Source organism: Ralstonia sp. SA306 (assembly GCF_054792405.1).
In genome coordinates, this window is sequence record NZ_CP096451.1 from 3,231,343 (window position 1) to 3,256,428 (window position 25,086).

At 64.4% G+C, this 25,086-nt stretch carries 26 protein-coding genes; 12 read left to right on the forward strand and 14 right to left on the reverse strand.

Annotation, left to right across the window (positions count from 1 at the left end; translation table 11 throughout):
- Positions 1-86 precede the first annotated feature (86 nt).
- On the forward strand, positions 87-1,151 hold the full coding sequence (locus M1D44_RS15300) for an AVRPPHE avirulence protein (RefSeq protein WP_316852988.1): 1,065 nt from the start codon (positions 87-89) through the stop codon (positions 1,149-1,151).
- Positions 1,152-1,178: 27 nt separating this feature from the next.
- Here M1D44_RS15300 and M1D44_RS15305 read toward each other — a convergent pair whose 3' ends face one another.
- Complete coding sequence (locus tag M1D44_RS15305; protein WP_024977186.1) at positions 1,179-2,036, reverse strand: 23S rRNA (adenine(2030)-N(6))-methyltransferase RlmJ; 858 nt, start codon at positions 2,034-2,036, stop codon at positions 1,179-1,181.
- A 60-nt stretch (positions 2,037-2,096) separates the two neighbouring features.
- Positions 2,097-3,530 (reverse strand): CoA transferase, encoded by a 1,434-nt coding sequence (locus M1D44_RS15310; RefSeq protein ID WP_316852989.1) that lies wholly within the window; start codon positions 3,528-3,530, stop codon positions 2,097-2,099.
- A 107-nt stretch (positions 3,531-3,637) separates the two neighbouring features.
- Between M1D44_RS15310 and M1D44_RS15315 the strand changes: the two genes are divergently transcribed.
- Entirely contained in the window at positions 3,638-4,870 is a 1,233-nt protein-coding gene (locus M1D44_RS15315) for a citrate synthase family protein (RefSeq protein ID WP_316852990.1), read from the forward strand.
- 7 nt (positions 4,871-4,877) lie between these two features.
- Here the strand turns inward: M1D44_RS15315 and minE are convergent, their stop codons facing one another.
- From minE to minC, 3 genes are read right to left on the reverse strand one after another with little or no spacing between them, the layout of a single operon-like run.
- Positions 4,878-5,132, reverse strand: a complete 255-nt coding sequence (minE, locus tag M1D44_RS15320) for a cell division topological specificity factor MinE (protein ID WP_024977189.1) — start codon at positions 5,130-5,132, stop codon at positions 4,878-4,880.
- A 14-nt stretch (positions 5,133-5,146) separates the two neighbouring features.
- Positions 5,147-5,968 (reverse strand): septum site-determining protein MinD, encoded by an 822-nt coding sequence (minD, locus tag M1D44_RS15325; RefSeq protein WP_012436754.1) that lies wholly within the window; start codon positions 5,966-5,968, stop codon positions 5,147-5,149.
- Positions 5,969-6,012: 44 nt separating this feature from the next.
- Positions 6,013-6,792 carry a septum site-determining protein MinC gene (gene minC, locus M1D44_RS15330; protein WP_024977190.1) on the reverse strand — a complete coding sequence of 260 codons (780 nt, stop codon included), beginning with the start codon at positions 6,790-6,792 and terminating at the stop codon, positions 6,013-6,015.
- Positions 6,793-7,125: 333 nt separating this feature from the next.
- Here minC and M1D44_RS15335 point away from each other — a divergent pair, with 333 nt between their 5' ends.
- Together M1D44_RS15335 and M1D44_RS15340 are read left to right on the forward strand one after the other, a co-directional pair.
- Positions 7,126-9,192 carry a bifunctional 2',3'-cyclic-nucleotide 2'-phosphodiesterase/3'-nucleotidase gene (locus M1D44_RS15335; protein WP_316852991.1) on the forward strand — a complete coding sequence of 689 codons (2,067 nt, stop codon included), beginning with the start codon at positions 7,126-7,128 and terminating at the stop codon, positions 9,190-9,192.
- Between the two features lie 12 nt (positions 9,193-9,204).
- A complete protein-coding gene (locus M1D44_RS15340; protein ID WP_316852992.1) occupies positions 9,205-10,008 on the forward strand; it encodes a tetratricopeptide repeat protein in 804 nt (267 codons plus the stop codon).
- Between the two features lie 13 nt (positions 10,009-10,021).
- Here the strand turns inward: M1D44_RS15340 and M1D44_RS15345 are convergent, their stop codons facing one another.
- The 4 genes from M1D44_RS15345 to M1D44_RS15360 form a co-directional block, all read right to left on the reverse strand.
- Positions 10,022-10,999 carry a 2-dehydropantoate 2-reductase gene (locus tag M1D44_RS15345; RefSeq protein WP_316852993.1) on the reverse strand — a complete coding sequence of 326 codons (978 nt, stop codon included), beginning with the start codon at positions 10,997-10,999 and terminating at the stop codon, positions 10,022-10,024.
- 4 nt (positions 11,000-11,003) lie between these two features.
- Entirely contained in the window at positions 11,004-11,828 is an 825-nt protein-coding gene (locus M1D44_RS15350; RefSeq protein ID WP_316852994.1) for a class II aldolase/adducin family protein, read from the reverse strand.
- Between the two features lie 112 nt (positions 11,829-11,940).
- Positions 11,941-12,888 carry a DUF2272 domain-containing protein gene (locus tag M1D44_RS15355; protein ID WP_316852995.1) on the reverse strand — a complete coding sequence of 316 codons (948 nt, stop codon included), beginning with the start codon at positions 12,886-12,888 and terminating at the stop codon, positions 11,941-11,943.
- A 144-nt stretch (positions 12,889-13,032) separates the two neighbouring features.
- A complete protein-coding gene (locus M1D44_RS15360) occupies positions 13,033-13,311 on the reverse strand; it encodes an HU family DNA-binding protein (RefSeq protein ID WP_004628548.1) in 279 nt (92 codons plus the stop codon).
- 633 nt (positions 13,312-13,944) lie between these two features.
- Here M1D44_RS15360 and M1D44_RS15365 point away from each other — a divergent pair.
- The gene (locus M1D44_RS15365; RefSeq protein WP_024977196.1) at positions 13,945-14,484 is read left to right on the forward strand and encodes an SET domain-containing protein; all 540 of its coding nucleotides are present in this window, start codon (positions 13,945-13,947) and stop codon (positions 14,482-14,484) included.
- A gap of 16 nt (positions 14,485-14,500) precedes the next feature.
- On the opposite strand, the gene M1D44_RS15370 is transcribed toward M1D44_RS15365, so the two are convergent.
- Complete coding sequence (locus tag M1D44_RS15370) at positions 14,501-16,177, reverse strand: sensor histidine kinase (RefSeq protein WP_024977197.1); 1,677 nt, start codon at positions 16,175-16,177, stop codon at positions 14,501-14,503.
- Positions 16,178-16,186: 9 nt separating this feature from the next.
- Positions 16,187-16,897 (reverse strand): response regulator transcription factor, encoded by a 711-nt coding sequence (locus M1D44_RS15375; RefSeq protein ID WP_024977198.1) that lies wholly within the window; start codon positions 16,895-16,897, stop codon positions 16,187-16,189.
- Between the two features lie 76 nt (positions 16,898-16,973).
- On the opposite strand from M1D44_RS15375, the gene M1D44_RS15380 reads away from it, so the two are divergent.
- Complete coding sequence (locus M1D44_RS15380) at positions 16,974-17,198, forward strand: DUF3717 domain-containing protein (RefSeq protein ID WP_439004612.1); 225 nt, start codon at positions 16,974-16,976, stop codon at positions 17,196-17,198.
- A gap of 19 nt (positions 17,199-17,217) precedes the next feature.
- Here the strand turns inward: M1D44_RS15380 and M1D44_RS15385 are convergent, their stop codons facing one another.
- Entirely contained in the window at positions 17,218-17,532 is a 315-nt protein-coding gene (locus M1D44_RS15385) for a 4a-hydroxytetrahydrobiopterin dehydratase (RefSeq protein ID WP_112186502.1), read from the reverse strand.
- A gap of 61 nt (positions 17,533-17,593) precedes the next feature.
- On the reverse strand, positions 17,594-18,538 hold the full coding sequence (phhA, locus tag M1D44_RS15390) for a phenylalanine 4-monooxygenase (RefSeq protein WP_024977200.1): 945 nt from the start codon (positions 18,536-18,538) through the stop codon (positions 17,594-17,596).
- Between the two features lie 138 nt (positions 18,539-18,676).
- Here phhA and M1D44_RS15395 point away from each other — a divergent pair, with 138 nt between their 5' ends.
- The 4 genes from M1D44_RS15395 (at position 18,677) to M1D44_RS15410 (ending at position 21,970) form a co-directional block, all read left to right on the forward strand.
- Positions 18,677-19,153 (forward strand): Lrp/AsnC family transcriptional regulator, encoded by a 477-nt coding sequence (locus tag M1D44_RS15395; RefSeq protein WP_004628561.1) that lies wholly within the window; start codon positions 18,677-18,679, stop codon positions 19,151-19,153.
- A gap of 93 nt (positions 19,154-19,246) precedes the next feature.
- A complete protein-coding gene (locus M1D44_RS15400; RefSeq protein ID WP_316684477.1) occupies positions 19,247-20,011 on the forward strand; it encodes a lysoplasmalogenase in 765 nt (254 codons plus the stop codon).
- A gap of 35 nt (positions 20,012-20,046) precedes the next feature.
- Positions 20,047-21,048 carry a delta(1)-pyrroline-2-carboxylate reductase family protein gene (locus tag M1D44_RS15405; RefSeq protein ID WP_316852996.1) on the forward strand — a complete coding sequence of 334 codons (1,002 nt, stop codon included), beginning with the start codon at positions 20,047-20,049 and terminating at the stop codon, positions 21,046-21,048.
- A 202-nt stretch (positions 21,049-21,250) separates the two neighbouring features.
- Positions 21,251-21,970, forward strand: a complete 720-nt coding sequence (locus M1D44_RS15410) for an OmpW/AlkL family protein (RefSeq protein WP_024977203.1) — start codon at positions 21,251-21,253, stop codon at positions 21,968-21,970.
- A 65-nt stretch (positions 21,971-22,035) separates the two neighbouring features.
- Here M1D44_RS15410 and M1D44_RS15415 read toward each other — a convergent pair whose 3' ends face one another.
- Positions 22,036-22,248, reverse strand: a complete 213-nt coding sequence (locus M1D44_RS15415; protein WP_024977204.1) for a heavy-metal-associated domain-containing protein — start codon at positions 22,246-22,248, stop codon at positions 22,036-22,038.
- Positions 22,249-22,394: 146 nt separating this feature from the next.
- Here M1D44_RS15415 and M1D44_RS15420 point away from each other — a divergent pair, with 146 nt between their 5' ends.
- Together M1D44_RS15420 and cueR are read left to right on the forward strand one after the other, a co-directional pair.
- Positions 22,395-24,617, forward strand: a complete 2,223-nt coding sequence (locus M1D44_RS15420) for a heavy metal translocating P-type ATPase (protein WP_316852997.1) — start codon at positions 22,395-22,397, stop codon at positions 24,615-24,617.
- Entirely contained in the window at positions 24,614-25,075 is a 462-nt protein-coding gene (cueR, locus tag M1D44_RS15425) for a Cu(I)-responsive transcriptional regulator (protein WP_316852998.1), read from the forward strand. Before M1D44_RS15420 ends, cueR begins: the two co-directional genes overlap by 4 nt.
- Positions 25,076-25,086: the final 11 nt, after the last annotated feature.

Below are 25,086 nucleotides of genomic sequence, written 5' to 3' on the forward strand. Positions count from 1 at the left end.
CAGAGGAGCGCGCTTCCACTTCAACCGGCCAGCCGGTGGATTCAGCGCCGCACCCGCCACGCCGCGCACCGGTGACGTTGCAGGGCTTGGCCAACTTTGACGCCCAACGCATTCGCCAACGGCAGGTCGAGATCCAGGCGCTGGTGCCGGATACGCGCAAGGCGTTGTCCGACGGCGAGTGCCAACTGGGCGGTTATGTACACGCCCGCCAGGTCGACGGCCGCCCAGTGGAAGGCACGGCGCTCGAGCGGCTCAAGCGTGGAAATGAAACCGTCATGGAGACCCGCCAAGCGCTGGCGCATGGTCGCGGCAATGTAACTGCCGACATCAATGACAGCAACGGTCTCAGCACGATCAGAACAGAGGCTGGCCGTAACGCAAGGCCGAAGATTCCGCGCCACTACGGACAGAAACTCAGGGTAACAGCCAGCACCCTGGCGGCCCAGGCTGGCAACTGCGGTGAGCACGCCTATGTGGCCACCTTTCTACATGCCGGCAAATTGCAGAAAGGCGAGAGGGTCTATTGCGTGGGCAGCACAAAGAAAGACCACGGTTGGGCCGAGTTGCGGGGTAAGACATCGGACCGCGCGCATGACGTCGTCATGGACCCGTGGGCTAAAGGCCCCGCCATCTTCGCCATTGACGGTGCCTTGTCGAAAGACAAGCACGCGGTAGAAACCGAGCATCACTATGACCGCAGAAGCGGGGCGAAAGCGCACGCCAAGATGCAAAAGCTCCAGCGCAAGGAGCACAGTCAAATACAAGCCGACGTTCACGAAGAGATGGCGAAGCTTGGGCCGGATTTCCGATATCCATCGGATGAATCCTCGGTCTGGTCGGCCACCCCGGTCATCTCGAAAGAGTTTGCCGAGCGCGTGGTCGACAAGATGATTCAAGAACCCGACCCGGCCAAGCTGGCGCCGGAACACGAAGACCAAGTCCAGCAGGCCGCCGAACGGGTAGACATCGGTGAACGCCGGATGGCGCCGTTGCGTCAGGAGGTTCACGCAACCCAAATCGCTCGGACTTTGGGTGCCAGCGGCGTGAAAGAAGTCTCGAAGGCAGCTGCACGTATCGCCCATGTTGCGGTCGATTTGCAGCGCTACCCATTGGCATCGCACCCGGCCCAGACCGCTCCCAACGATGTTTAGGGGTATGGCTTAGATGAGGCCGCGGCCTCAGCTCGATTCGCCTTCCAGCATGAACTTGGCGCCGTCGTCCTGGCCGAGCAGGCGCACCAGCGTGGGCATGGCTTCCTGCAATTGCGCCTTCAGCGTCCACGGCGGGTTGACGATGAACATGCCGCTGCCGTGCAAGCCCAGGCCACCCTCGACCGGATGCCTGACGGTGAGCGTGACGTGCAGCCAATCCGCCGGTCGCAACTGCTTCAGGCGCGAGGGAAATTGCGCGGCTTCGCGCCGCTGCACCAACGGATACCAGACCGCATACATGCCGGTCGCAAAACGCTGCAGGCTGTCCTGCAGCGATTGCACGGTGCGGGCGTAATCATGCTTGTCTTCGAACGACGGATCGATCAGCACCAGCGCGCGGCGCGGCGGCGGAGGCAGGATCGCCTTGATGCCGGCAAAGCCATCGCCGTCGTACAGCATGACCTTGCGCCCCGCGCCGCGAAAGTTGTTCGACAGCACCTTGATCTCGGAGCTGTGCAGCTCGAACAGGCGCAGGCGATCGGCGTCGCGCAGCATTTGCCACGCCAGCCACGGCGAGCCCGGGTAGTGCCTCAGTTCACCGTTGGGATTCCGTTCGCGCACCTGGTCGAGGTAGGCGTCGAGCAGCGGCGGCAGTGTTTCGCCGGCTTGGGCCGCGCGCCACAGCGGGCCAATACCGGTGTCGAACTCGGCCTTCTTCTGCGCCCATTCGTGGTCCAGCGCGTAGAGGCCGGCGCCGGCGTGCGTGTCGATGTACCAGAACGGCTTGTCCTTCTGCGTGAGGTAATCGAGCATCTGCACAAGCACGGCGTGCTTGAGGACATCGGCGTGATTGCCGGCGTGGAAGGCGTGACGGTAACTGAGCATCGGCGGACCATGTGCGCCCGGAGTATCAGGCGCGGGCGGAGAAAACGGTAGGCGCGAATGCTACCACCGCGCGGGATGCGTCCCCAGCGGCACGCTGGGGAGCGTCCAGTGCGGCGGCGTCTCGGATAGCTGCCCCGCGTGGCGCAGCGCGGTGAGCGTGCCGAAGCCGGAGGGCGACGTTTCCAGGTAAGCGCCGATGTCTTCATAGCGCGGGTCGGCCGCATCAAAGCCGTTGGCCATACGGCCGAAGCTGCGCAGCCATTGCGCCGTCTGCGCGAGCGACACACGCACGTGCCAGCTTCCGCCCTCGATCATGCGGCGCGAAAGAGCGGTCATGGCGCCGGCGGCCATCAGGTAACCCGCGCCGTGGTCCAGCGCCTGTGCGGGTAGCGGGCGCGGCTTGGCATCACCGGCTGCCTGCGCTTCCGCCCAGTTGAAGCCGCTGGCGCTCTGCACAAGCGAATCGAAGCCTCGGCGATTGGCCCAGGGGCCGTCATAGCCGTATGCGCACAGGCTCACGTAGACGATGCCCGGGCGCAGTGCTGCCACCTGCTCGGGGCCAAACTGCAACGCCGCCAAGCCACCGGGCCGATAGCCCTGGACGAAGATATCGGCGTCGCGCAGCAGCGTGCGGAGTTGCTCGGCACTCGCCGCTTCGCGCAAGTCGAGCTGCGCGGAGCGCTTGCCGCGCCCGGTGTCGATCACCAGCGGCGGAACGGCGGGCAGATGCGGCGCCGTGACAAGCAGCACATCGGCCCCGTGCGCGGCCAGCGTGCGGCCACAGACAGGTCCGGCAATCACGCGCGTGAGATCGAGCACGCGCACGCCCGAGAGCGGACGGCCGTCGGCATGCGCGGGCAGGGGCTGCGGTGGCGCATCGCCAATGCGTTCGATCGTCATCAGCGGTTGGCGCGCCACGGCAATGCCTTGCGGGTGTGCGTCCCATTCTTCAAACGTGCGCGCGGCGGTCACGACCATGCCCGCCTGCGCTGCCGCTTCTTCAAACGCTTCGGCCTTCCATTGGTTCAGCGCAGCGGCCACGGCCGCCCGGTCATACGCGCAGCCGAGCAACTTCAGCACGCCGTCACGGTGATGCGCAAAGTTGGTGTGCAGGCGCACCCAGCGGCCATCGCCGCAGCGGTAGAGCCCGGCGATCTTGTCCCACGGTTCGGGCGGCAACTGGCCATCGAGACGGAAGTAGCGCTCGGAGCGAAATTCCAGCGCGGCGTGATGCATGTCGACCGACACGGTCTGCTGCCGCCCGCTGCGCAACGTGTCGACCTGCGCCGCCGCGAGCGCAGCCGCAGCGATGGTGCTCTGCGCGAGCGTGCCCACGGCAAACGACGACGGCAGCGCCGGCTCCGCGCCCGTGAGCGTTGCACGCGACAGCGCATCCGCCGGCTGGCCGAGCACCGTCCACAACTGGCTGAGTGCGCCGGCGGGGCTGACAGTCTGCATGGAAGGATCAACCACATCAGCAACGGGTGACGGCATGGCGGGGCTCCGCAGGGAAGGTGCGCCCATTACAGTCCCGCACCGCCGATAGCGTCAACATTGACTAGACTGATCAACCTCGATTGCCGTCCACTTCATCCGGCCCGATGACGACCTACCTGAATGCCGCCGAAGCCGCCGCGCGCCTGCATATCTCGCGCCCCACGCTGTACGCCTATGTGAGCCGCGGGCTGCTGGCGGCATACCCGTCGCCCGATGGACGCGGCAGCCGCTACCGCGAAGCCGATGTCACCCGCCTGGCCGATCAGCGTTCCGGCGGACGGCGCCCGCGCCAGGTGGTCCGCCACGCGCTGGACTGGGGCCTGCCGGTGATGGAATCGGCCATCACGCTGATCGATCACGGGCAGTTGTTCTATCGCGGTACGCCCGCTTTGGAATTGGCCGAACGCGCCACGCTGGAGACCGTTGCAGCGCGGCTGTGGCAATGCGAAGAGGCGGTGGCCTTCAACACGCCCGCGCCGGTGTTGCCGAAGCGCTGGTACGCAGCGCTCACGTCGTTGGCAGACGCGGACATCCGCCAACGCTGCATGGCGCTGTGCGCGCTTGCCTTGCCGGCGCTGGACGAGGCCGCGTGGCGACAGGATTCCGCACGCACGGCGCGCGATGCCGGCGCACTCTTGCGCGTGGTGTTTGCCGCCATGCTCGGCCGCAAGCCCGACACCGCGCCCGTGCATCTGCAATGTCAGCAGGCATGGAACGTTGACGCGCACGCTGCTGAGGCCATCCGCGTCGCATTGGTGCTCTGCGCAGATCACGAACTCAATGCCTCAAGCTTTGCGGCGCGCGTTGTTGCATCGACCGGCGCCAGCCTGGGCGCCGTGGTCAGCGCGGGCCTGGCTGCGCTCACCGGTGGCAGGCATGGCGGCACCACGGCGCGCGTGGAGGCATTGCTGAGCGAGCTGGAAGGGGAGCGCTCCGTGGCAACGGCATTGCGCCGTCGGCTTGATCGCGGCGATGCGCTGCCCGGCTTTGGCCACCCGCTGTATCGCAAGGCCGACCCGCGCGCCGACGCAATCCTGGCGCAGTTGCCGAAGGCCGGCAGAGCGCGCAAGCGGCTGCAATCGGTGATTGATGCCGTGGCCGGGCTGACCGGCGATGGGCCATCGGTGGATTTTGCGCTGGTGGCCACCCGGCGTGTGCTCGGGCTGCCAGAAGGTTCAGGCTTTGGCCTGTTTGCAGCGGGGCGTACGGCAGGCTGGATTGCGCACGCGCTGGAGCAGCGCGCGGCGGGGCAGTTGATCCGCCCGAGAGCCGCCTATGTGGGGCCGATGCCGGCCGCGCCGGGTGCACCGGCGGGCCGCATCATTCGTGTGCGCTGACGCGCGATCAGGCTTGCGGAATCTCGATCTTCACCTCAAGCACTTCCAGGTTGTCCTGGCGCTCGAGATTGACCTTGATGTCGTCGTTGCCGATCTTCACGTACTTCGAAATCACGGCCACCAGCTCGCGTTGCAGCGCGGGCAGGTAGTCGGCAGGCGCACCGCTGGCGGTACGTTCATGGGCGAGGATGATCTGCAGACGTTCCTTGGCGACGGTCGCAGTCTTCTTCTTCTCGCCCAGCAGGAAAGACAGAATCGACATGAATGTGCGTCTCCTTATTTACCGCTGCCGCCGAACAGGCGCTGCAGGAAGCCCGGCTTGTTGTATTCGACGTAGCGCAGTTCTTTCTCTTTGCCCAGGAAGCGGTCGATCACGTCATGATAGGCGTTCGCTACGTCGGAGCCTTCGATGTGGATGGCGGGTGTGCCCTGGTTGGACGCCTGCAGCACCGCTTCCGATTCCGGAATCACGCCGATCAGCTTGATGCGCAGGATTTCCTGAATGTCGGTGAGCGACAGCATTTCACCTTCGGACACGCGCTTCGGGTTGTAGCGCGTGAGCAGCAGGTGCTCCTTGATCGGTTCCTTGCCTTCCACCGCGCGGCGCGACTTGGACGACAAGATGCCCAGGATGCGATCCGAATCGCGCACCGAAGACACTTCCGGGTTCGTCACGACGATGGCCTCATCGGCAAAGTACATCGCCATCAGGGCGCCCGATTCGATACCGGCGGGCGAATCGCAGACGATGTATTCGAAGCCCATTTCCTTCAGGCCTTCGATCACCTTCTCGACGCCTTCACGCGTGAGTGCATCCTTGTCGCGCGTTTGCGAGGCGGGGAGGATGAACAGGTTCTCGCACTTCTTGTCCTTGATGAGGGCCTGGTTCAGGTTGGCCTCACCGTGGATCACGTTGATCAGGTCATACACAACGCGGCGCTCGCAGCCCATGATGAGGTCGAGGTTGCGCAGGCCGACGTCGAAGTCGATGACGGCGGTCTTGTGACCGCGCAGCGCAAGGCCGGCAGAGAACGCCGCACTGGTGGTCGTCTTGCCGACGCCGCCCTTGCCGGAGGTGACTACGATGATCTTGGTCATGGCTCGTATATCGAAAAGTTAAATCGCTCGGCGCACGGGGTGCGTCACTTCATCCGCAACGGTTCGAAAACCAGCGTGTTGTCCGCGAGCCGGACCTGCGCAGGCTTGCTGGCGTAGGCGTCGGGCCACGGGGTTTCGCCGGTGCGGTAGATGCCGGCGATGGAAATCAGTTGCGGCTCCAGACACGTGCAGAAGATGCGCGCATCCAGGTTGCCCTTCACGCCCGCCAGCGCGCGACCGCGCAGCGAGGCATAGACATAGATGTTGCCTTCGGCGATCACCTCGGCGCCGTCGCTCACCAAGTCGAGCACGACGAGGTCGCCGCGCGCATAAATGCGCTGGCCGGAGCGCAAGGGGCGATCGACGATCATCGTGCCGGGCTGCATGGCCACGGCATCGACGGGGGGAACAGCAGGGGCGGGGGCCGGCGCTTCGGCAGCCTGGGCGTGCTCGGGGGCGTCCTGGCCTTCGCCGTTGTCCTTGGCGTCTTTCTCGCCGCGCGGACGGCGGCCATGGCTGTCGAGCAGCGGCAGGCCAAAGGCCTGCGCCCACTCGGCCTGCTCGGGACTGGCAACCACGCCGATCGCGCGGGCACGCAGCGCGGTCAGGGTCTCCACCAAACGGTCGATGGGCAGGCGCTCGTCTTCAGCCAGACGGCGCACGTCGATGGCGATCACGTCGTTTGAGAAAAACTCGGGCGTGTCGGCAAAGCGTCGCGTGAGTTCGGCGGCCAAGGCGTCCATGTCGGCGGTGCGCGGCGACAGCAGCAGGGCATCGACGGTGCCGCTGCGGATCTCGAACAGCGGCGCTTTCTTCTGGGACATAGAACGGCTACGCGGAAAAATGGGCTCATTCTAACGTTGTTGACGAAACGCCTTGGATTTTTTGGCCCCGCCGCTCCGCCATCCGGTTGAGACCCGCAGCCGGCGCCGTTCTCAACACTGCCGGCGCCACGCGCAAATGTCATGCGATGGTCAGCATCGTCATGCACGCTTTCGATACTTCTCCGCTTCTGAGCCCCCCGGTCCAGTCCGTTGTCCTATCGCGTTGCGCAAACGGTTCCCTCCGATTCTGCGTGCGCGCCCGCGTCATTCGCTTCATCAGCAGTTCGCAGTCCGTAGTTCGCATACCAAAAAATAAACTTCAGGGAGAAGTTCATGCGAGTCCGACCGTTGTGTTCTGCGGCGTTGCCGCTTGCTGTTTTCTTGTCGATATCGTTGGCTGCCTGTGGCGGCGGCGGCGATACGCCTTCCAACGGCAACGCCACGCCTGCCGCCAGCACTGCCCCCGCAGGTACCAAAGCCACGCTGGCCGTGTTGGAAACCACCGACCTGCACACCAACGTGCTGTCGTACGACTATTTCAAGCTCGCGGCCGACAACTCGCTCGGCTTCGAGCGCGTGGCAACGCTCATCAACCAAGCGCGCACGCAATTCCCGAACACGCTGCTGCTGGACAACGGTGACACTATCCAGGGCACCGCGCTGTCGGACTACCAGGCCATGGTGAGCCCGGTCACGTGCGACCAGACGCTGGCGATCTACAAGGTGATGAACGCGGCCAAGTACGACGGCGGCGGTATCGGTAACCACGAGTTCAACTACGGCCTGCCGTATCTGTCGCAGGTGACTGGCAACACGTTCAACGTCGATGGCCTGCCCGATCCGGCCACGCAGAAGAAATGCGCGGGCCCGACCTTCCCGCAAGTGCTGGCCAACGTCGTGAGTGCGAAGACGAATGCGCCGCTGTTCCAGCCGTACACGATCATCACCAAGACGGTGACTGCCACGGCGCCCGACGGCAGCACCGTCAGCGCGCCGGTCAAGGTCGGCATCATCAGCTTTACGCCGCCCACGATCACGAGCTGGGACAAGCGCTGGCTCGACGGCAAGGTCTATACGGTCGGCATCAAGGAAACTGCTGCCAAGTACATCCCCGAGATGCGCGCGAAGGGTGCTGACCTGGTGGTCGCGATTTCGCACGGCGGGCTCGACAACTCGACGTATTCGCCGACGATGGAGAACGGCAGCTGGTGGCTGTCGACCGTGCCGGGCATTGATGCCATGCTGATCGGCCATTCGCACCAGCTGTTCCCCGATGCCAAGAGCACGGTCAGCCAGTTCAACCTGCCGGGTGTCGACAAGGTGGCCGGCACTGTGAACGGTGTGCCGACCGTGATGGCGAACTACTGGGGCAAGCACCTGGGTGTAATCAAGCTTGGGCTGACGTTCAACGGCACGAACTGGGCCGTCGACAAGACGCAGACCACGGTGGAGGCGCGCTCGATCCAGAACGCCGACAAGACCTACGTAGCTGCCGACCCGACGGTCTCGGCAGCCATTGCCACCGAACACCAGGCGACGATCAACTACGTGAAGACGCCGGTGGGCAGCACCGACTTCAACATGAGCACGTACTTTGCCGATGTGGGTGACCCGGGCGCGATCGAGATCGTCAACCAGGCGCAGGCCGATTACGTGTCGGCGTACGTTCAGGCGAACCTGCCGCAATACGCGTCGCTGCCGGTGCTGTCGGTAAGCGCACCGTTCAAGAGCGGTTTCGGTGGCGGTACCGATTTCACTGACGTGGCGGCTGGCCCGCTGGCGATCAACAACGCGGCTGACCTGTACCTGTATCCGAACACGGTGTACGCAGTGAAGGTGGCCGGCTCCGACATCAAGAACTGGCTGGAGACGGCCGCCAAGCGCTTCAACACCATCGACCCGACGCAAGCGACGGTGCAGAAGCTGGTGAGCACGTTCCCTGGCTACAACTTCGACATGTTCACCACGCCGGACCTGACGTATGAGATTGATGTCACGCAGCCCGTGGGCAGCCGCATCAAGAACCTCATGTACAAGGGCGTGGCACTCGACCCGGCGGCGCAGTTCATCGTGGCGACCAACAACTACCGTGCAAGCGGTGGCGGCAACTTCCCGGGCCTGGACGGCAGCAAGACGATCTATGCCTCGCCGGATGCCAACCGCGACGTGCTGATCAGCTACATCAAGAAGATCGGCAGCGTGAAGCGTGCGACGAACGGTTCGCAGCGTAGCTGGCGCTTTACGAAGCTGGCCAGCTCGGTGGCGCAGGTGCAGTTCACGTCTGCGCCCAACAAGCTGGCCAGCGCTACGGCCGCCGGCATCACCAACGTCACGCAGGTGGCCGCGGATGACGGCTCGGGCAAGGGCCTCGCGGTGTACCAGATCGACCTGACGCAGTAAGAGGGCCAAGCCATGCCATCTCTTCGTTCCGCATGGGCGGGTGCACCGGCGATGGAATCTCCGCGCCAGTCGGTGCCGATGCTCACGGTGGCTGCGGCCCTGGCGATCATCGTGATGGCTGGCGGCTGGCTGTCGCACGCACGCCAGACGCCTACCGTGGATGCCACGCAGCTGGAATCGTGGCGCGCGATGGTCGTGCAAGCGATGGAGCCCGAGGCGCTGCAGCAGTTGCGTCAGCTCGCACGCAGCGGCTCGGTGCCGGCGCAGTCGGCATTGGGCCAAGCGTTGCTCAGCGCGCACGACAGTGCCTTGCGTAACGAAGGGATGCGCTGGCTCGAAACCGCTGCACCGAGCGATGCGCGTGCGCAGTTGTCACTGGGTAAGGCGCTGCTGCTCGGCACGAGCGGCGTTGAACGAGACTATCCGCGCGCGCTGCGCCTGCTGCGTCAATCCGCTGACAAGGGCGACGCGGCAGCCGCGTACTACTTGGGCGTGATGTATCGCAGCGGCTACGGCACGGCCATCGACACCGCACAGGCTGCGCACTGGTTTGATCGCGCTGCCCGCCACGAGATTCCGGCAGCAATGTTCATGTTGGCCAACGCCTACCGTGAAGGCGATGGCGTGCCGCGCGATGAAGCCCGCGCGCTAGCGTTGTACCAGGACGCCGCCGAGCACGAATTGCCCGAGGCCGTGCAAGCCTTGGCGATGGCGTATCAGAACGGCGAACTGGGTCTCAAGCGCGACGATGCGGCGTATCACCAGCAGTGGATCGAAACGGCACATGCGCTGAAGCATCCAGCGCTCGCGCCGTAATTCAGCAGTTCCTTTAGTAAAGCCCGCGGGTCTGAGCGTGCAGGCGCACCAGACCCAGCAGGGCGTCAATCTGCGGCGTCGGCACACCCACGTGCTGGCCGATCTCCCGCACCGATGCCACCAGCGCATCGATCTCCAGCGGGCCGCGTCCGGCTTCGGCATCCTGCAGCATCGACGTCTTGAACGCGCCGAGTTGACGCGTCACCGCGCTGCGTTCTTCGCCGCTCTGCTCAATCGGACAACCGATGCGTGCGCCGATTGCTTTGGCCTCTTCCATGACGCCCAGGCAAAACGCACTGACCAGCGGATCATCAAGAATGCGGTCGCACGTCGCGCCCGTGAGCACCGACACCGGGTTCATCGTCATGTTGCCCCACAGCTTGAACCAGATGTCGCGTTGGATGGCTTCGCTGCGTTCGATCTGCAAGCCCGCGCACTCGAACAACTTGCTGACCGTGTCCAAACGCGGTGTGGCACCACCTGCGGGTTCGCCGAGAATCAATCGCTTGCCGAAACCATGACGCACGTGTCCTGGTGCCGACATTGAACACGTCAGATGCACCACGCAACCCAGCACGTTCTTCGTTGGAATCGCCTGCGCGATGCGACCGTGTGGATCCACCGATTGAAGTCGCAGACCTTCCAGCGGCCCGTGTCGATCAAAGAACCACCATGGCACGCCGTTCATCGCTACCACCACACAGGTCTCGGGGCCGATGAGCGGGGCAATGCCTTGTGCCACGCTTTCCATGGCAGGGGCTTTCACGGCAACGATCACGACGTCCTGCACACCGAACGCGTGCGCGTCGTCACTCGCGTGCACGGACGCAGATCGCGTGTTGCCGTCTTCGGTCAGGCGCAGTCCTTCAGCATGCAATGCCTGAAGCGTCGCCCCCCGTGTCAGTACATTGATCGGTTGATCTGCCAGCGCGAGCTTCGCGCCAAGATAGCCGCCGACAGCGCCGGCGCCCACGATGCAAATACGTGTCATGTGATCAGGTTCGGTAGGAAGGATCGATGCGGTCGATGGTACGGGTCAGTGCCGCGAACACGTCTTCACCTGCGCCAAAGTTCGGGTTGAACTGCAGCGAATCGCGCGTGCAGTTGCGCGCCACCGCTTCGGGAATCTCCAGCACCGGGCCCATCGATGTGGAAGCGAGCTGGATCTCGCATGCGCGGTTGAGCAGCCACAGCACCGCAAACGCCCGCGCAATCGAATCGCCCCAGGCCAGCAGCCCGTGGTTGCGCAAGATCACCGCAGGCTTGTCGCCGATGTTCCTCACCAGGCGCGGCCCTTCATCGGCATGCACGGTGATGCCTTCGAAGTCGTGATACGCCACCTTGCCGTGCAGTTGCGCCGCGTAGAAGTTGCTGATCGACAGACCATCGCGCGCGCATGCCACGGCCATGCCGGCAGTGGTGTGGGTGTGCATCACACAGTGCGCCCCCGGGATGCCGGCATGAATAGCGGCATGCACGGTAAAGCCCGCCGGGTTGACCGGCCAGTCCGGCTGACCCGCCGCGCGCCGCACGTTGCCCTGCAGGTCGATCTTCACGAGGTTTGACGCGCAAACCTCGGCATAGGTCAGGCCAAACGGATTGATGAGAAAGTGCGGACCTTCATCGTCGTTCACACCGTCTTCCGGCTGCAGGCGCAGCGTGATGTGGTTATAGATGAGTTCGGTCCAGCCGAGCTGCGCAAAGATGCGGTAGCACGCCGCCAGCTTCACGCGCGCGGCCCATTCGCGTGGGCCGCACCAGGCCGGACGATGGGCCTGGATGTCCGAACCGGAATCGGGTGAAAGCGAAAGCACCGTCATGACCTGTCTCCTGATCGCAGGGGCCATGCGCCGGTCGGGTTGCCGGCGCCAAATTTATTCACATGTTAATGAATTTGTGCCGGACGTCAAACTACGTTACATCCGCTGCCTGCTAGGGCAATTGGTTGCGCAGGATCACCAACCACTGCATGACCGAATTGGTGTACGGATCGAGCTGGTTGGCGTCGTTCAACTCGGTGATGCTCATCGACGCGGATTGCTGCACGTTGCCGCCAATCGATTTCACCTCATGGCGCACCGGGTCCACCTCGACGACGAGATCGCAGTGCATGGGGGTTCTGCCGGCTTGGATCTCTGCCGGATCCGTCATGAAGCGATCGGCGCCGCGCGCGGTGCAGATGAGGTCGCCCGGACGCGGCACGGCGGGTGTGCGTTCAAGAACAAAGGCGGGATGCTTGAGCAGATGATCGCGCGCGTCGGTCACATATTCCGCATGCGTGGCGCCGGTCAGGAATTGATCGTTCTGCAAGCCAGCCTTGCGCATGATCCAAGAGAGGAACACCGCAGACCACGCCCAGCCGCCGGTGGTCAACTGCTGACAAGTCGGTGTCTTGCCGACGATGCCCCAATAGCGCTTGGCCAGCATGCAACCCCGTGCGGTGGCTTCACCGCCCGTGCCGTCCGGATAGCGCAGGCAAGGCGCAGGGGGCGGTACCGCAGACGTGGCAGCTGCGTTGGGCAACGGCATGTCGGTGCCGCTTTCTTCATCGGACGGGGCAGGGGTGGGGTCGTCGGCCGTCAGCCAGCGGCCCTGCGGCTGGTCGGGAAACCCACCGCCTGCCACGCAATACGTATCGTCACGCCCCACGCGCACCACCTGGCGCCCCCACCGATCCCATTCGGTCAGGGCAATCTCGATCATCTTTTCGCGTGGCGTGGCACCTGGCCGGGTCTGCACGACTTCGTTGTCAGGCAGCGGTTCGGCTTGCGGACGCGCAGGCGGTGTCGCGCAACCGGCAAACCAGAGGACCGGTGCGATCAGAACGATTGGTAGGGCAATGCGCAGAGTGAGCGAATTGCGCAGGAAAGGGCGGGACATGGAAGAGGGGGAAGGGATGGCCTGACGGGGAGACAGGCCTTCCGACGTGGTACGCCAATGCTGCGGTCGATTCACGCATGCAATGGCATGCCACGCCGTTGGCGCTAACCAGACCGGCTGGTCACGCCGAGGGTTGTCATTGCCTTAGGCGTTGACAGCGTCCTTGAACTTCTGGCCGGCCTTGAACTTGACCGTCTTGGCCGCTTCGACCTTGATTTCTTCGCCGGTGCGCGGGTTGCGGGCCATACGCTCGGCACGCTCGCCTTGGCTGAAGGTACCAAAGCCGATGAGGCTGACCGCATCGCCCTTGCCAACGGATTCCATGATGGCTTGCAGCGTCACGTTCAGTGCCTGCTCGGCCTTGGCCTTGGTCAGACCGTCTACGCCGCTGGCGATGGCGTCGATCAGTTCGGTTTTCGTCATTGCTTGACTCCCTTCAAGAGTAGATAAAACACACAACAGAGCGTCCGGGGGATGGCTCCAAGGGCGACATGATACCGGCATGCGAACAGCGTCGGCACTTGAGCTTTGTAACGGCGCATGGCATGTGGGTTCCGCAAAACCGCATGGGCTCTACGTTGCGAGGCGATCCAGTCACATGAATGCTAACGCGCGATGTTCTGATTTGCGGTTGGCTGTCTGCTCGCTGATAGGTTCGACGCAAGTCGATTGGTTGGTTTACCTTTTTTCTTATGTATACAAATAGTAGTAGTAGATAACGGTGGATAGTTTCTGTGGATAAGTGGAAAAAGCGCTTTATGTTCAAGCACTTGTTGCAAGTAAAACCGAGGGTAGGGTGTGTGTCCTCGCGTGGATAGCTTGCTGATTTTTCCGACCCCCCGGCTGGGAACCCCATCAGTTGTGCCCACACCGTCGACAGGGCAGCCACAGACAGCCAACAGGCTTTGCCGGTAGTTATCCACAGTTGCAGGCCGGGTTATCCACATTGGCAGGACGACATGAGGTTGCGGCACGTGTCGAGAAGCCATGCTTTTGGTGTAGGCTCACGGCTTCGTTGATCGACGTTCTTGTTTCGCTTTACTGCGCCATTTCCTCATGACACGCACGTCTCCTGATGCCACGCCGGCTCTGGCTGAGTCCTCGCCCACGCCGGAAGCTCCGGCCAAACTGCGCCGCCGCGATCGCATCGAGGTGCGCGAATCCGGCGTGCACGGGCGCGGTGTGTATGCCGTGGTGGCCATTGCACGCGGCAAGAAGATCATCGAATACAAGGGTGAGCACATCACGTGGAAGGAGGCACTGCGCCGCCATCCGCATGACCCGTCCGACCCGAATCACACGTTCTACTTCAGCCTGGAAGACGGCAGCGTGATCGACGCCAAGTTTGGTGGCAACCGCGCGCGCTGGATCAACCACGCCTGCAAGCCGAACTGCGAGGCGCGAGAAAAGGATGGCCACGTGTTCATTCACGCGCTGCGCGACATCGAACCCGGCGAAGAACTGTTCTACGACTACGGCCTCGTCATCGAAGGCCGCCAGACCAAGGCACTGAAGGAACAGTTTGCGTGCCGCTGCGGCGCGAAGAAGTGCCGCGGCACGATGCTGGCACCGCCCGAGAAGCGCAAGAAGAAGTAAGCCGAAGGTCGGTCGTTCAGACGGATTCGCTTGCCAGCGGCAGGCGCAACACGAAGCGCATCACCCGGCTGCCATCACGTGCAGTCGCATCATCAATGGCGACGGTGCCGCCGTGCAGACGCACGATGTCGTGCACGATGGCCAGGCCCAGGCCGCTACCTTGCGGTTGTCCGGGGCGGTGGTCCGCATCCCCACGGAAGAAGCGCTGGAAAACTTCACCGCGCCGCTCGGGTGGAATGCCCGGGCCATTGTCTTCCACACTCACCACACCCCACCACTGGGATGCAGCGTCTGCCTCCATACCTGCGCGCAAGGTCACGCGTCCGCCGGCCGGCACGTATTTGATCGCGTTGTCGAGCAGGTTGTTGATGGCCTCGCGCAGCAGCACCGCGTTGGCCAGCACCGGCGCCTGCAAGGAACCCGGCGACGTGGCTTCTTGCGGCCAGGCCTCAAAGCCCAGATCCAGCCCCCGCGCGAGGGCGCGCGGCACCCACTCGGCGCCGGTATCGAACGCCAGCGCGACGAGATCGACCCGCATCGGCGGGCCCAGCTGATCGAGCGTCATGCCTGGCTCGGCACGCGCCAGCGTCAACAACTGGTTGGACAGGCGCACGGCGCGGTTGGCACCTGATTGCAGCTCCAGCAGTGCAGGGCGGGCATCGTCCAACGTCTTTGCATCGACTGCGCGATCGGCATGCAGCTTCAACGCGGTAAGCGGCGTGCGAAGTTGATGTGCAGCGTCTGCGATAAAGGTACGCTGCGCTTCCAGTGCGTCGCGCAGCCGGGCCAGCAGCGCGTTCATCGCATTGATGAGCGGTTGCAGTTCGGCGGGCACGCGTTCCGCCGATTCTGCGGGCAGCGGCGTCACCGATCGTGCGCTCTGCTTGTTGAGCGTGTCGGCCAGCGTCTGCAACGGCTGCAGTTCTTCCTTGAGCACGAGGGAGAGGATCAGCCCCCCGATTGCCAACAGCAAGATCAACGGAATCGATACCGACAGCAGCACTTCCTTGGCGGCCGTATCGCGATGGTCCAGCAGCTCCGCGACTTCCACGACGATGCCGTCTTCGGCCTTCATGGTGTCGGGCGGATTCGATGGGTTGAGTGCCGGTGCCGTCTGCGCCTGCGTTGGCGCAAGCGCTGGGCGCGTGACGTCGTCTTCAGGTTCGGGCGGCACAGGCTGGCGCGGCGAGCGAGGTCTGGGCACCTCAGCACTCACGCCCGGAACGAGCAGATGCACGGCGCGCACCTGTTTGCCGTCGATCCAGCTATAGAACACGCGTGCTTCGCCAATGCGGACCTGGCCCGAACCATAGCCCAGCGGCGTGTCGCGCCCGACCAGCGTGCCTGTGGGACCGGAAATGCGCCAGTAGATGCGGTCTTCGCCGCTGTTCTGTACGAGCGTCTGTGCTGTGAGGGCGATGTCGTAGAGTTTGGCCGCCGGCACGTTCGGGCCAGCGATGCGCAACTGTTCGGCCAGCGTGTTGGCCACGCCCACCAATGCGCGATCGAACACCTGGGCGGTGTAGTGAGCCGCCAGCCAATACGACAGCGCGCCGGTACCGACGATCAAACCAAACAGCGGTGTTGCCAGCGCACGCAACAGATGCAGGCGCAGGCTGATGGCACCGTTGCCAGCACCCTTGGCCGGAGCTGATGAAGCCGACGACGAGGCAGGGCGGTGGCGCTTGAACATGGGCCAGGACTACGCCGGGGCGCGTGCCTGCAACAGGTAACCGAAGCCGCGCACCGTGACGATCTCCGCCTCGGAATGCTCGATCTTGCGGCGTACGCGGTGCACATAGACTTCGATGGCCGTATCGCCCACCACATCATGACTGGCCTCGCCGATGGCGTGCCCGAAGCTGGCAAGGTGGTCCTGCAACTGCACCTTGCTGACGACCCGCCCCTGGCGCAGCATCAGCAACTCCAGCACGGCAAATTCGCGCGGCGACAGTTCCAGCGGCGCGGCATCGACAAAGATGCGCCGTTCCACGCCGCTCATGCGAAGCCGTCCGACAAGGACGTCAGGGCGTGCGGCGGGTTCGGTTGAATCGTTGCGACGGCGCAGCAATGCGCCCACGCGGGCCACCAGTTCGAGCATCTCGAACGGCTTGAGCAGGTAATCGTCGGCACCGGCGTTCAGGCCGTTCACCTTGTCGAGCAGACCGTCGCGTGCCGTCAGGATCAGCACGGGCGTCACGCGATCGCGTGCCCGAAACTGCGACAGCAACGTCATGCCATCGATACCGGGCAGCCCAAGATCGAGGATCACCAGATCGTGTGTCTGCCTGGCGAGTTGTTCAGTGGCAAAGACGCCGTCGTGCACGACATGTACGCGATGCCCGGCTTGTGTGAGTCCGGCATGGATGCCGCTGGCGATGGCACGGTCATCTTCAATCAGCAGGATGCGCATTGACTCGATCCAGAGTGCGGGGCGGAAAAGGCAAAAAGGGGCGATCGGCGTGATTTGGCAGCGCTACAATGCGCGGATGACCGCCCTGCTCACCATCACCGATCTGGAGGCCGCCATCAATTTCTGGCGTGCCCGTTCGCCCGCCGAAGGCGAGGAACTGCGGCTGTGTGCCGAGGCGTCGGCGCTGGCCAAGCCGTATGCGCTGATGATTGTACAAGGCGCCACCCGCATCGCCCCTGAGCAATTGGGCGACAAGGCGCGGGCAGCTTATGAGGCGTGGCGCGCAGCCACACAGGGCTGAACGCCAGCATTGCTGGTCGTTACTTTGCGCCGGTGGCGCTCGTGCCTTTCGCGGCCTGCTCGATAAAGCGCGCGAGATCTGCATCACGGTGCGTGAGCCCGTTCGCGTCATGTGTGGACAAGGTGATGTCCACCCGATTCCACACGTTGAACCACTCCGGATGGTGATTCATCTGCTCGGCCTTGATCGCCACGCGCGTCATGAAGCCGAACGCGGCGTTGAAGTCGACAAAGGTGAAGGTCTTCTGGATGGCGTCGCGCTCGCTCTGTAGCGTCCAGCCGGGCAGTTCGGCAAAGAGGGCCTTGCGTTGGTCTTCGTTCAGGGTCGGCATCATGATGGGGTGCGGAGTTCGGTCTTGAATGCGCGCAGTATAGTCAGCGCTCGACTATCTGCCATCAGATGTCCGCAGTGTCTGCCCAACCTTCGCGGTTGCCGACGTTCAGCACCACATCGCCATCCACCACATCACCCGCGCCAATGGTCGGCAGCGCAGCGAGTTCTTCATACAGCGGCGTGAAGTCCGGGCGCGTGGCATCGAACAACTGTTCGAAGCTGTCGATGGTGAAGTAGGTCTTCTGGAACGTGTCGATCCGGTAGCGCGTGCGCATGATGCGGCGCACGTCAAAGCCGATGCGGTTCGGGCTGGCCGAATCCAGTGCGTACACCGATTCACTCTTGCTCGACACGATGCCCGCACCGTAGATGCGCAGACCAGCCGGTGTGCGGATCAGGCCGAACTCCACCGTGTACCAGTACAGGCGCGCGAGCATGTCGAGCTGGCCCAGGCGAGCGGCCTTCAGGCCACCCTTGCCGTAGGCTTCCATGTAGTCGGCAAAGACCGGGTTAATCAGCAGCGGCACGTGGCCGAAGATATCGTGAAAGCAATCCGGCTCTTGCAGGTAATCGAGCTGATCGGGGCGGCGCATCCACCAGCTTGCGGGGAAACGGCGGTTGGCCAGGTGATCGAAAAACACTTCGTCGGGCACCAGGCCCGGCACAGCAACGATCTGCCAGCCGGTGGCGCGCATCAGCGTCTCGTTGAGCTGGTCGAATGACGGCACGGCATCGCGGCTCATGCCCAGCGTCGACAGGCCTTGCAGGAATTCATCGCACACACGGCCCGGCAGCAGCGCTTCCTGGCGATCGTACAGCGTGCGCCACGTTGCATGATCGGCGGCGGTGTAGCGGTGCACCGGTTGTTGCATGGTGAAGTCGGCGCGTAGCGTCTGGCCATCGAGGCCTTCTGCGAATTGCTCGCGCAGCTTGTCGGTCAGGGTGCCGTTGAAGCCGGCCGGGGCGGCGTTTTGGGCTGCGTCGGGGGCGGTGGTTGCCATGGCCATTTGTAATGTCGATCTTGTGCAATCAGAGTCCGGCCAGTGTATGGGCGCGCCCACGCGGGTTGGCCGCAAAACCACCACCCATTGCGCATTGTTTGCGGAAATCGTGCAGAATTCAGTCTATCAATGCAGGAGATGTGCATGATTTCGCTCGATACCTTCGATCTGGCCCTGCTGGCGGCCCTTCAGCGCGATGGGCGTGCGACGCATCAGCAGCTCTCGGAGCAGGTTCACCTGTCGGCCAGCCAGGTCGGGCGGCGCCTCGCGCGGCTTGAATCGGAAGGCGTGATCGAGGGCTACCGGGTGGTGCTTTCGCCGACGGGGCTGGGATTGGGCGTGACGGTGTTTGCCAGCGTCAAGCTCGCGCACCACGGCGACGCCATCGTCGAACGCTTTCACGAAGAGATCAGCCTGCTCGACGCAGTGCAGGAGTGCTATTCCGTGGCCGGCGACGCCGACTACATGCTGCGTGTGGTGGTGCCCGATCTGCCCGCGCTGTCGGAATTCGTCATGCGCAAGCTGATGCGCGTGCCGGGTGTGGACAACGTGCGTTCCAATATCGTTCTGACGGCCTTGAAGCGGGATGGCGCGTTGCCGCTATCCCACCTTGGTGGGTAGACTCGCGCCTTGCGCCAGGGTGCACGGCGTGTCACGCTGCAAGCCGACATCACTTTGCTGATATGAAACGCCTGTCTTGGGCGGGAGACCATGATGGTTGAGGGACACACCACGCATCCGGTGCACGCGCCGGCGCATCTGTCAGGCGGCTACGGCATGCCGGCACGGGTTCGCGCGTGGTGGGTGGCTGCTGCAGTGGCAGGCGTCACCTATGGCGGCATGCTGACCATGGTGGCCGTCGAAGTGCCACCCGGCACGCCACTGGTGGGCCGCATCGTTGCGCAGCCGCTTTGGAAAATGCTGATGGCGCTGCTGCTGGCGCGCGCCGCCTCGCAGCACGAGATTCCGCGCGAGCGGCGCTGGCTGATCGGCGCGATGGTGTTCTCCGCACTCGGCGATCTATGGCTTGCGCTACCGTGGCTGGCGTTCTCGTTCATGGCGGGGCTGGGCTGTTTCCTGCTGGCGCACTTGTGTTACCTGCGGGTGCTGGTGGGGTTGCGTGGGGCGTCGTCGGCCATCCGCATGATTGGCGTCGGCGTGATGATCGGCGTGGCCATCGGCATGTTGCTGTGGTACTGGCCGGGCCTGGGCGAGTTGAAGGGGCCCGTGATCGTCTACATGCTGGTGCTCTCGGCGATGGTGTGCGCGGCATTGCTGGCGCGCCTGCCTGGGCCGCTGACGGCTTGGGGCGCACTCGCCTTTGCGGCTTCCGACGCCATGATCGGCATCAGCGTGTTCGTCTTCCCGTTTACTGATCACGAGCTGGCGATCTGGTGGAGCTACGCTGCCGCTCAGCTCCTTATCAGCGCCGGCTTGCTTACGCGCCGCACGCCCCCCGCGCGCCGCGCCGTGGCATAAGGTCCGTCCGACGTTTCCTCCGCTGCGGGAGCTCCATGCTGCAGACCCTCGACGCTGCCACCACGGCGGCCCGCTTGCCGTATGCCGCGTTGGCCGATGCCATCGCCCAAGTGTTGCGCGATGCGCGCGCGGGCCGTGCCCAGGCGCCCGCACGGCTTGTGATGCCGGTGGCTGATGGTGGCAGTTTGCTGCTGATGCCGGCGTCCAATGCCGACATCGCCGTCACCAAGATGATCACCGTGCACCCGCACAACCCCGCCCGGGGCTTGGCTGCCATTCACGGCGAGGTGGTGGTGATGGACGCCCGCACCGGCGAGCGCCGGCTCATGCTGGATGGCCCGACTGTCACCGCACACCGCACAGCCGCTGTGTCATTGCTGGCGGCGCGCTTGCTGGCGCCTGAGCCGGCCGGGGATTTGTTGCTGATCGGCGCCGGGGCCCAGGCACGCGCGCATCTGGAAGCCTTCCGCTTCGGGCTGGGCACACGGCGCGTCACGATCATCGCGCGCACGGCTGCCAGCGCGGATGGGCTGGCGGGGTACGCCCGCGCGCTCGGCATGGATGCCACCGCGCTGGCGGGTGGCGATGCGGCCGGCGTGGCAGATGCTGCCCGTGTGGTGTTGCCGCAGACGCCTCTGGTCATTACCGCCACGCCGTCATCGCAACCGGTGCTGCCGGATTTGGGCGACCCGAGCCACCCTGCCGGCTATGCGTGGGGCGCCCACCACTTCATCGCCGCCGTTGGCGCGTTCCGGCCCGACATGGCTGAGCTTCCGCCGCGCTTGTGTGTGCATGCCGCTGCGGTCGACCGGCTGTACGCCGATACCCTGGTCGACCTGGAAGCCGAAGCCGGCGACCTGCTGCAGGCGGGCGTACCGTGGTCGCGTGTGCGGCCGTTACAACAGTGCGTGGATACGCCGCCGGACACGCTGGCGCAGCCCGCGCCGGTGTCGCCAGTGGTCTTCAAAAGCGTTGGCAATGCCCTGTGGGATCTGGCCGCGTGCGTGCTCGCCCTGTCCAAGTCCAAGTCTGTTTAAAAACTGAGCATGTGCTGAAGACGCCCGCTGCAGGCTGATTTGGCGCGTTGCCTGTAACAGGAAACCTCTAGAAAAAGGGTTCTAGCCAAGGCAATCAGACGGGATAATGGCCATCCCTTCCGCCTGGGAGGAGACTTAGAACGCACCGCAAACGGTTCAACCGTCTGCATCGGATGCGTCTGACACAGGAGCACATACAGAGATGGCCTATAAAAAAGCACTGGCGGCCGCCGCCGGGATGATCCTCGCCACCGCCGCGCACGCACAGGCTGCCGGCAGCAACATCGTCAGCCTCGGCTGGTTCCGCGTGATGCCGAACAGCTCGAGCGACCCGCTATTGGTGAAGAGCATCGGCGGGATGCCGGTGAATCAATCGCAGTCCGGCACCGGCGCCAAGATCCAGGAAGCCGATACCGTTGGTCTCGCCTTCACGCACTTCTTTACCGACAACATTGCCGTTGAACTGGTCGGCGGCATTCCGCCCCGCCACAAGATCGAAGGCACCGGCGCGCTGTCGGGTTACGGCGAAATCGGCTCGGCCAAGCAATGGAGCCCGGCCGTGCTGGCGAAGTGGTACTTCTTCAACGCCGACACCAAGTTCCGCCCGTATGTCGGCCTGGGCCTGAACTACACGTGGTTCTCCGACGAGAAGATCACGAACAGCGCCTTCCAGACGAAGCTGGCGGGCCCGGGCAGCAAGAGCAACGTGTCGACCGACGGTTCGTTGAACCCGGTGCTGAACGTGGGTGCTACTTACGCCATCACCAAGGACTGGTTCGTTGGCCTGTCGGTGTCGTATCTGCCGCTGAAGACGACGGCAACGATCGACAGCACGACGGCCACTGGTGTCCACGTTGTGAGCGAAGCGAAGATCAAGATCAATCCGGTCGTGACCTTCCTGAACGTCGGCTACCGCTTCTGAGCGGTTTCCGCGCAAACAAAAAGGCGTGCCACAGCGGCACGCCTTTTTTGTTGCCCGCACAGGCTTCAGGCGGAGGCTTTGACCGGATAGCCGGCTTGCTCGATGGCGGCCTTGACCGCGTCGGTGCTGGCCCCGCTGGTGACGGCAACGGTCTGCTTATCCAGGTCCACCTTCACATTGGCACCGGCATCGACCTGCTGCACCGCACGCGTGACGGCCGACACGCAATGGCCGCAGCTCATGCCACTCACGGAAAAGGTCGTGGAAGACGTCGTCATGGTTTGCTCCTGAAAGAGGGAAGAGAGAATCACGAGAGGAGTATGAACCTTCCCATCGTTGGAAACGCAAGCGTAAAATGCGGGCTTGACCTTACCAAGATGGGAAGGTCTAGGCTGATGCCATCTTCTTTAGAACGGACGCTTCCATGACCGCCGCCAGCCTTGCCGACGTGACCTCCACCGATCTCGATATCAGCGGGATGACGTGTGCCGCCTGTGCAGGCCGTGTCGAACGTGCCTTGCGCGCCGTGCCTGGCGTGAGCGACGCCAGCGTGAATCTCGCGACCGAGCGCGCTCGCGTGCAGGGCGGTGCCGCCAGCGATGCACTGATTGCCGCTGTGATGGGCGCCGGCTATGAGGCGCGCGTCGCTTCCGATGAAACCGCCGCTCCCTCTGCTGCGCAACCCGACTTTTGGGAAGGTGCCGGCCCCGTGTGGATTGCCGCCGCACTCTCCGTGCCGCTCGTATTGCCGATGATCGCGGGGTGGTTCGGCGGTGACTGGATGTTGCCCGCCTGGGCGCAATGGCTCTTGGCGACGCCGGTGCAGTTCGTGATTGGCGCGCGCTTCTATAAAGCGGGCTGGAAGGCGGTGCGCGCGGGTGCCGGCAATATGGATCTGCTGGTCGCGCTCGGCACGTCGGCGGCGTATGGGTTGTCGCTGTGGCTGTGGTGGCGCGCCGGTGCGGACGGGATGCACCATGAGCCGCACTTGTACTTCGAAAGCGCAGCCGTGGTCATTACGCTGGTACGGCTTGGCAAGTGGCTGGAAGTGCGTGCCAAGCGCCAGACCGCGCAGGCTATCCGGGCGCTGCAGGCACTGCGCCCCGACACCGCTCGCGTGCGTGGCGCCGATGGCACGCTGCGCGATATCCCCGTGGCCCAGGTGCGCGTGGGCGACGTGGTGTCTGTGCGTGCCGGGGAACGCATCCCCGTGGATGCCGTGGTGCTGGAAGGCGCAAGCCACGTCGATGAATCCATGCTCACCGGCGAAAGCCTGCCCGTGCCCAAGCGCGAAGGCGACCGCGTGACTGCCGGCGCCATCGCCACGGATGGCGTGCTGCTCGTGCGCACCACGGCGATCGGCGCAGACACCATGCTCTCGCGCATCATCCGCCTCGTGGAAGACGCGCAGGCCGCCAAGCCGCCGATCCAGCAACTGGTCGACCGCGTAAGCGCGATCTTTGTGCCGGCGGTGCTGGTGGCGGCGTTGCTCACGCTGGCCGGTTGGACCATCGCCGGTGCAGGGTGGGAGACGGCCATCGTCAACGCCGTGGCCGTACTGGTGATTGCCTGCCCATGTGCGCTGGGTCTTGCCACGCCGTCCGCCATCATGGCGGGCACCGGTGCTGGTGCGCGGCGCGGCATCCTGATTGCCGATGCGCAGGCGCTGGAGCGCGCACAGCAGGTGGATTTCGTCGTCTTCGACAAGACGGGCACGCTCACCGTCGGTAAGCCGCGCGTGACGGCGGTCGAAGCGGCATCCGGCATCGGCGCCGACACGCTGCTCGATCAGCTTGCCGCGCTGCAGGCTGAGAACACGCATCCGCTTGCGCAGGCCACGCGCGACTATGCCGAGGAGCAGGGCCGCACAATCACGCCCGCGCAATCGCCGGAAGTGTTGGCCGGACGCGGCACGCGCGGCATCGTGAATGGCGCATCGCTGCAACTCGGCAATGCGCGGTGGATGGATGAACTGGGGCTGGATCGCAGTGCATTGCAAGCGCGTGCCGATGCGCTGGAAGCACAAGGCAATACCGTCTCGTGGCTCGCTCAGCGTGATGAAGGCGGCGTGCAACTGCGTGGCCTGATCGCGTTTGGCGATGCACTCAAGCCCGGTGCCCGGGATGCCGTGGCCGCCTTGCAGGCGCGTGGTGTGCATACCGCGCTCGTGACGGGCGACAATGCAGGCGCCGCGCGCAGCGTGGCCCAGGCATTGGGGATCGACGAAGTGGCCGCGCAAGTGCTGCCGCAAGACAAGGCCGCGCGCGTGACGGCGTGGCAGCAGAGCGGCCATGTGGTTGCGATGGTGGGCGATGGCATCAACGATGCGCCTGCGCTGGCGGCGGCCGATGTCGGCATCGCCATGGCCACGGGCACAGATGTGGCGATGCAAGCCGCCGGTATCACCCTCATGCGTGGTGAGCCGCGTCTGGTGAGCGACGCGCTGGACCTGTCGCGCCGCACCGTCGCCAAGATTCGGCAGAACCTGTTCTGGGCCTTCGTCTATAACGTGGTGGGCATTCCGCTGGCGGCATTCGGCTTGCTGAACCCCACCTTTGCCGGCGCAGCCATGGCGTTCTCCAGCGTGAGCGTGGTCACCAATGCGCTGATGCTGCGCCGCTGGCGCGCCACCGGAGACAACGCATGACTCGCACGGACCTCAACGAGACCCAAGGCCCCGTCAACATTGGCGAGGCCGCAAAGGCCAGTGGCGTGTCGGCCAAGATGATCCGCTACTACGAAAGCATTGGCCTGCTGCCGCCCAGCCCGCGCACCGAAGGCAACTACCGCATGTACGACGCGCGGGCGGTGCACGTGCTGCGCTTTATCCACAGGTCGCGCTCGCTGGGCTTCTCGCTGGAAGAGATTCGCACGCTGCTTTCGCTATGGAACGACCGCGAGCGCGCCAGCGCCGATGTGAAGGCCGTCACCCTGCGCCACGTGGCGGATCTCGACGCGCGCATCAGCGAGCTGCAGAGCATGCGCGATACGCTCATGACGCTCGCCAATGCGTGCCACGGTGATGATCGCCCCGATTGCCCGATCCTCCAGGGCGTGGCCGGCGAAGGTGGCGAAGGCGGCGACACCAACGCCTGCTGTCACTGACGGGCCGCTCT

Excerpts from the sequence above, each read along its gene's own strand:
- M1D44_RS15305 (WP_024977186.1), bottom strand. The coding sequence starts at position 2,036 with ATGCTCAGTTACCGTCACGCCTTCCACGCCGGCAATCACGCCGATGTC.
- M1D44_RS15310 (WP_316852989.1), bottom strand. The coding sequence starts at position 3,530 with ATGCCGTCACCCGTTGCTGATGTGGTTGATCCTTCCATGCAGACTGTC.
- M1D44_RS15315 (WP_316852990.1), top strand. The coding sequence starts at position 3,638 with ATGACGACCTACCTGAATGCCGCCGAAGCCGCCGCGCGCCTGCATATC.
- minE (WP_024977189.1), bottom strand. The coding sequence starts at position 5,132 with ATGTCGATTCTGTCTTTCCTGCTGGGCGAGAAGAAGAAGACTGCGACC.
- minD (WP_012436754.1), bottom strand. The coding sequence starts at position 5,968 with ATGACCAAGATCATCGTAGTCACCTCCGGCAAGGGCGGCGTCGGCAAG.
- minC (WP_024977190.1), bottom strand. The coding sequence starts at position 6,792 with ATGTCCCAGAAGAAAGCGCCGCTGTTCGAGATCCGCAGCGGCACCGTC.
- M1D44_RS15335 (WP_316852991.1), top strand. The coding sequence starts at position 7,126 with ATGCGAGTCCGACCGTTGTGTTCTGCGGCGTTGCCGCTTGCTGTTTTC.
- M1D44_RS15340 (WP_316852992.1), top strand. The coding sequence starts at position 9,205 with ATGCCATCTCTTCGTTCCGCATGGGCGGGTGCACCGGCGATGGAATCT.
- M1D44_RS15345 (WP_316852993.1), bottom strand. The coding sequence starts at position 10,999 with ATGACACGTATTTGCATCGTGGGCGCCGGCGCTGTCGGCGGCTATCTT.
- M1D44_RS15350 (WP_316852994.1), bottom strand. The coding sequence starts at position 11,828 with ATGACGGTGCTTTCGCTTTCACCCGATTCCGGTTCGGACATCCAGGCC.
- M1D44_RS15355 (WP_316852995.1), bottom strand. The coding sequence starts at position 12,888 with ATGTCCCGCCCTTTCCTGCGCAATTCGCTCACTCTGCGCATTGCCCTA.
- M1D44_RS15360 (WP_004628548.1), bottom strand. The coding sequence starts at position 13,311 with ATGACGAAAACCGAACTGATCGACGCCATCGCCAGCGGCGTAGACGGT.
- M1D44_RS15365 (WP_024977196.1), top strand. The coding sequence starts at position 13,945 with ATGACACGCACGTCTCCTGATGCCACGCCGGCTCTGGCTGAGTCCTCG.
- M1D44_RS15370 (WP_024977197.1), bottom strand. The coding sequence starts at position 16,177 with ATGTTCAAGCGCCACCGCCCTGCCTCGTCGTCGGCTTCATCAGCTCCG.
- M1D44_RS15375 (WP_024977198.1), bottom strand. The coding sequence starts at position 16,897 with ATGCGCATCCTGCTGATTGAAGATGACCGTGCCATCGCCAGCGGCATC.
- M1D44_RS15380 (WP_439004612.1), top strand. The coding sequence starts at position 16,974 with ATGACCGCCCTGCTCACCATCACCGATCTGGAGGCCGCCATCAATTTC.
- M1D44_RS15385 (WP_112186502.1), bottom strand. The coding sequence starts at position 17,532 with ATGATGCCGACCCTGAACGAAGACCAACGCAAGGCCCTCTTTGCCGAA.
- phhA (WP_024977200.1), bottom strand. The coding sequence starts at position 18,538 with ATGGCCATGGCAACCACCGCCCCCGACGCAGCCCAAAACGCCGCCCCG.
- M1D44_RS15395 (WP_004628561.1), top strand. The coding sequence starts at position 18,677 with ATGATTTCGCTCGATACCTTCGATCTGGCCCTGCTGGCGGCCCTTCAG.
- M1D44_RS15400 (WP_316684477.1), top strand. The coding sequence starts at position 19,247 with ATGGTTGAGGGACACACCACGCATCCGGTGCACGCGCCGGCGCATCTG.
- M1D44_RS15405 (WP_316852996.1), top strand. The coding sequence starts at position 20,047 with ATGCTGCAGACCCTCGACGCTGCCACCACGGCGGCCCGCTTGCCGTAT.
- M1D44_RS15410 (WP_024977203.1), top strand. The coding sequence starts at position 21,251 with ATGGCCTATAAAAAAGCACTGGCGGCCGCCGCCGGGATGATCCTCGCC.
- M1D44_RS15415 (WP_024977204.1), bottom strand. The coding sequence starts at position 22,248 with ATGACGACGTCTTCCACGACCTTTTCCGTGAGTGGCATGAGCTGCGGC.
- M1D44_RS15420 (WP_316852997.1), top strand. The coding sequence starts at position 22,395 with ATGACCGCCGCCAGCCTTGCCGACGTGACCTCCACCGATCTCGATATC.
- cueR (WP_316852998.1), top strand. The coding sequence starts at position 24,614 with ATGACTCGCACGGACCTCAACGAGACCCAAGGCCCCGTCAACATTGGC.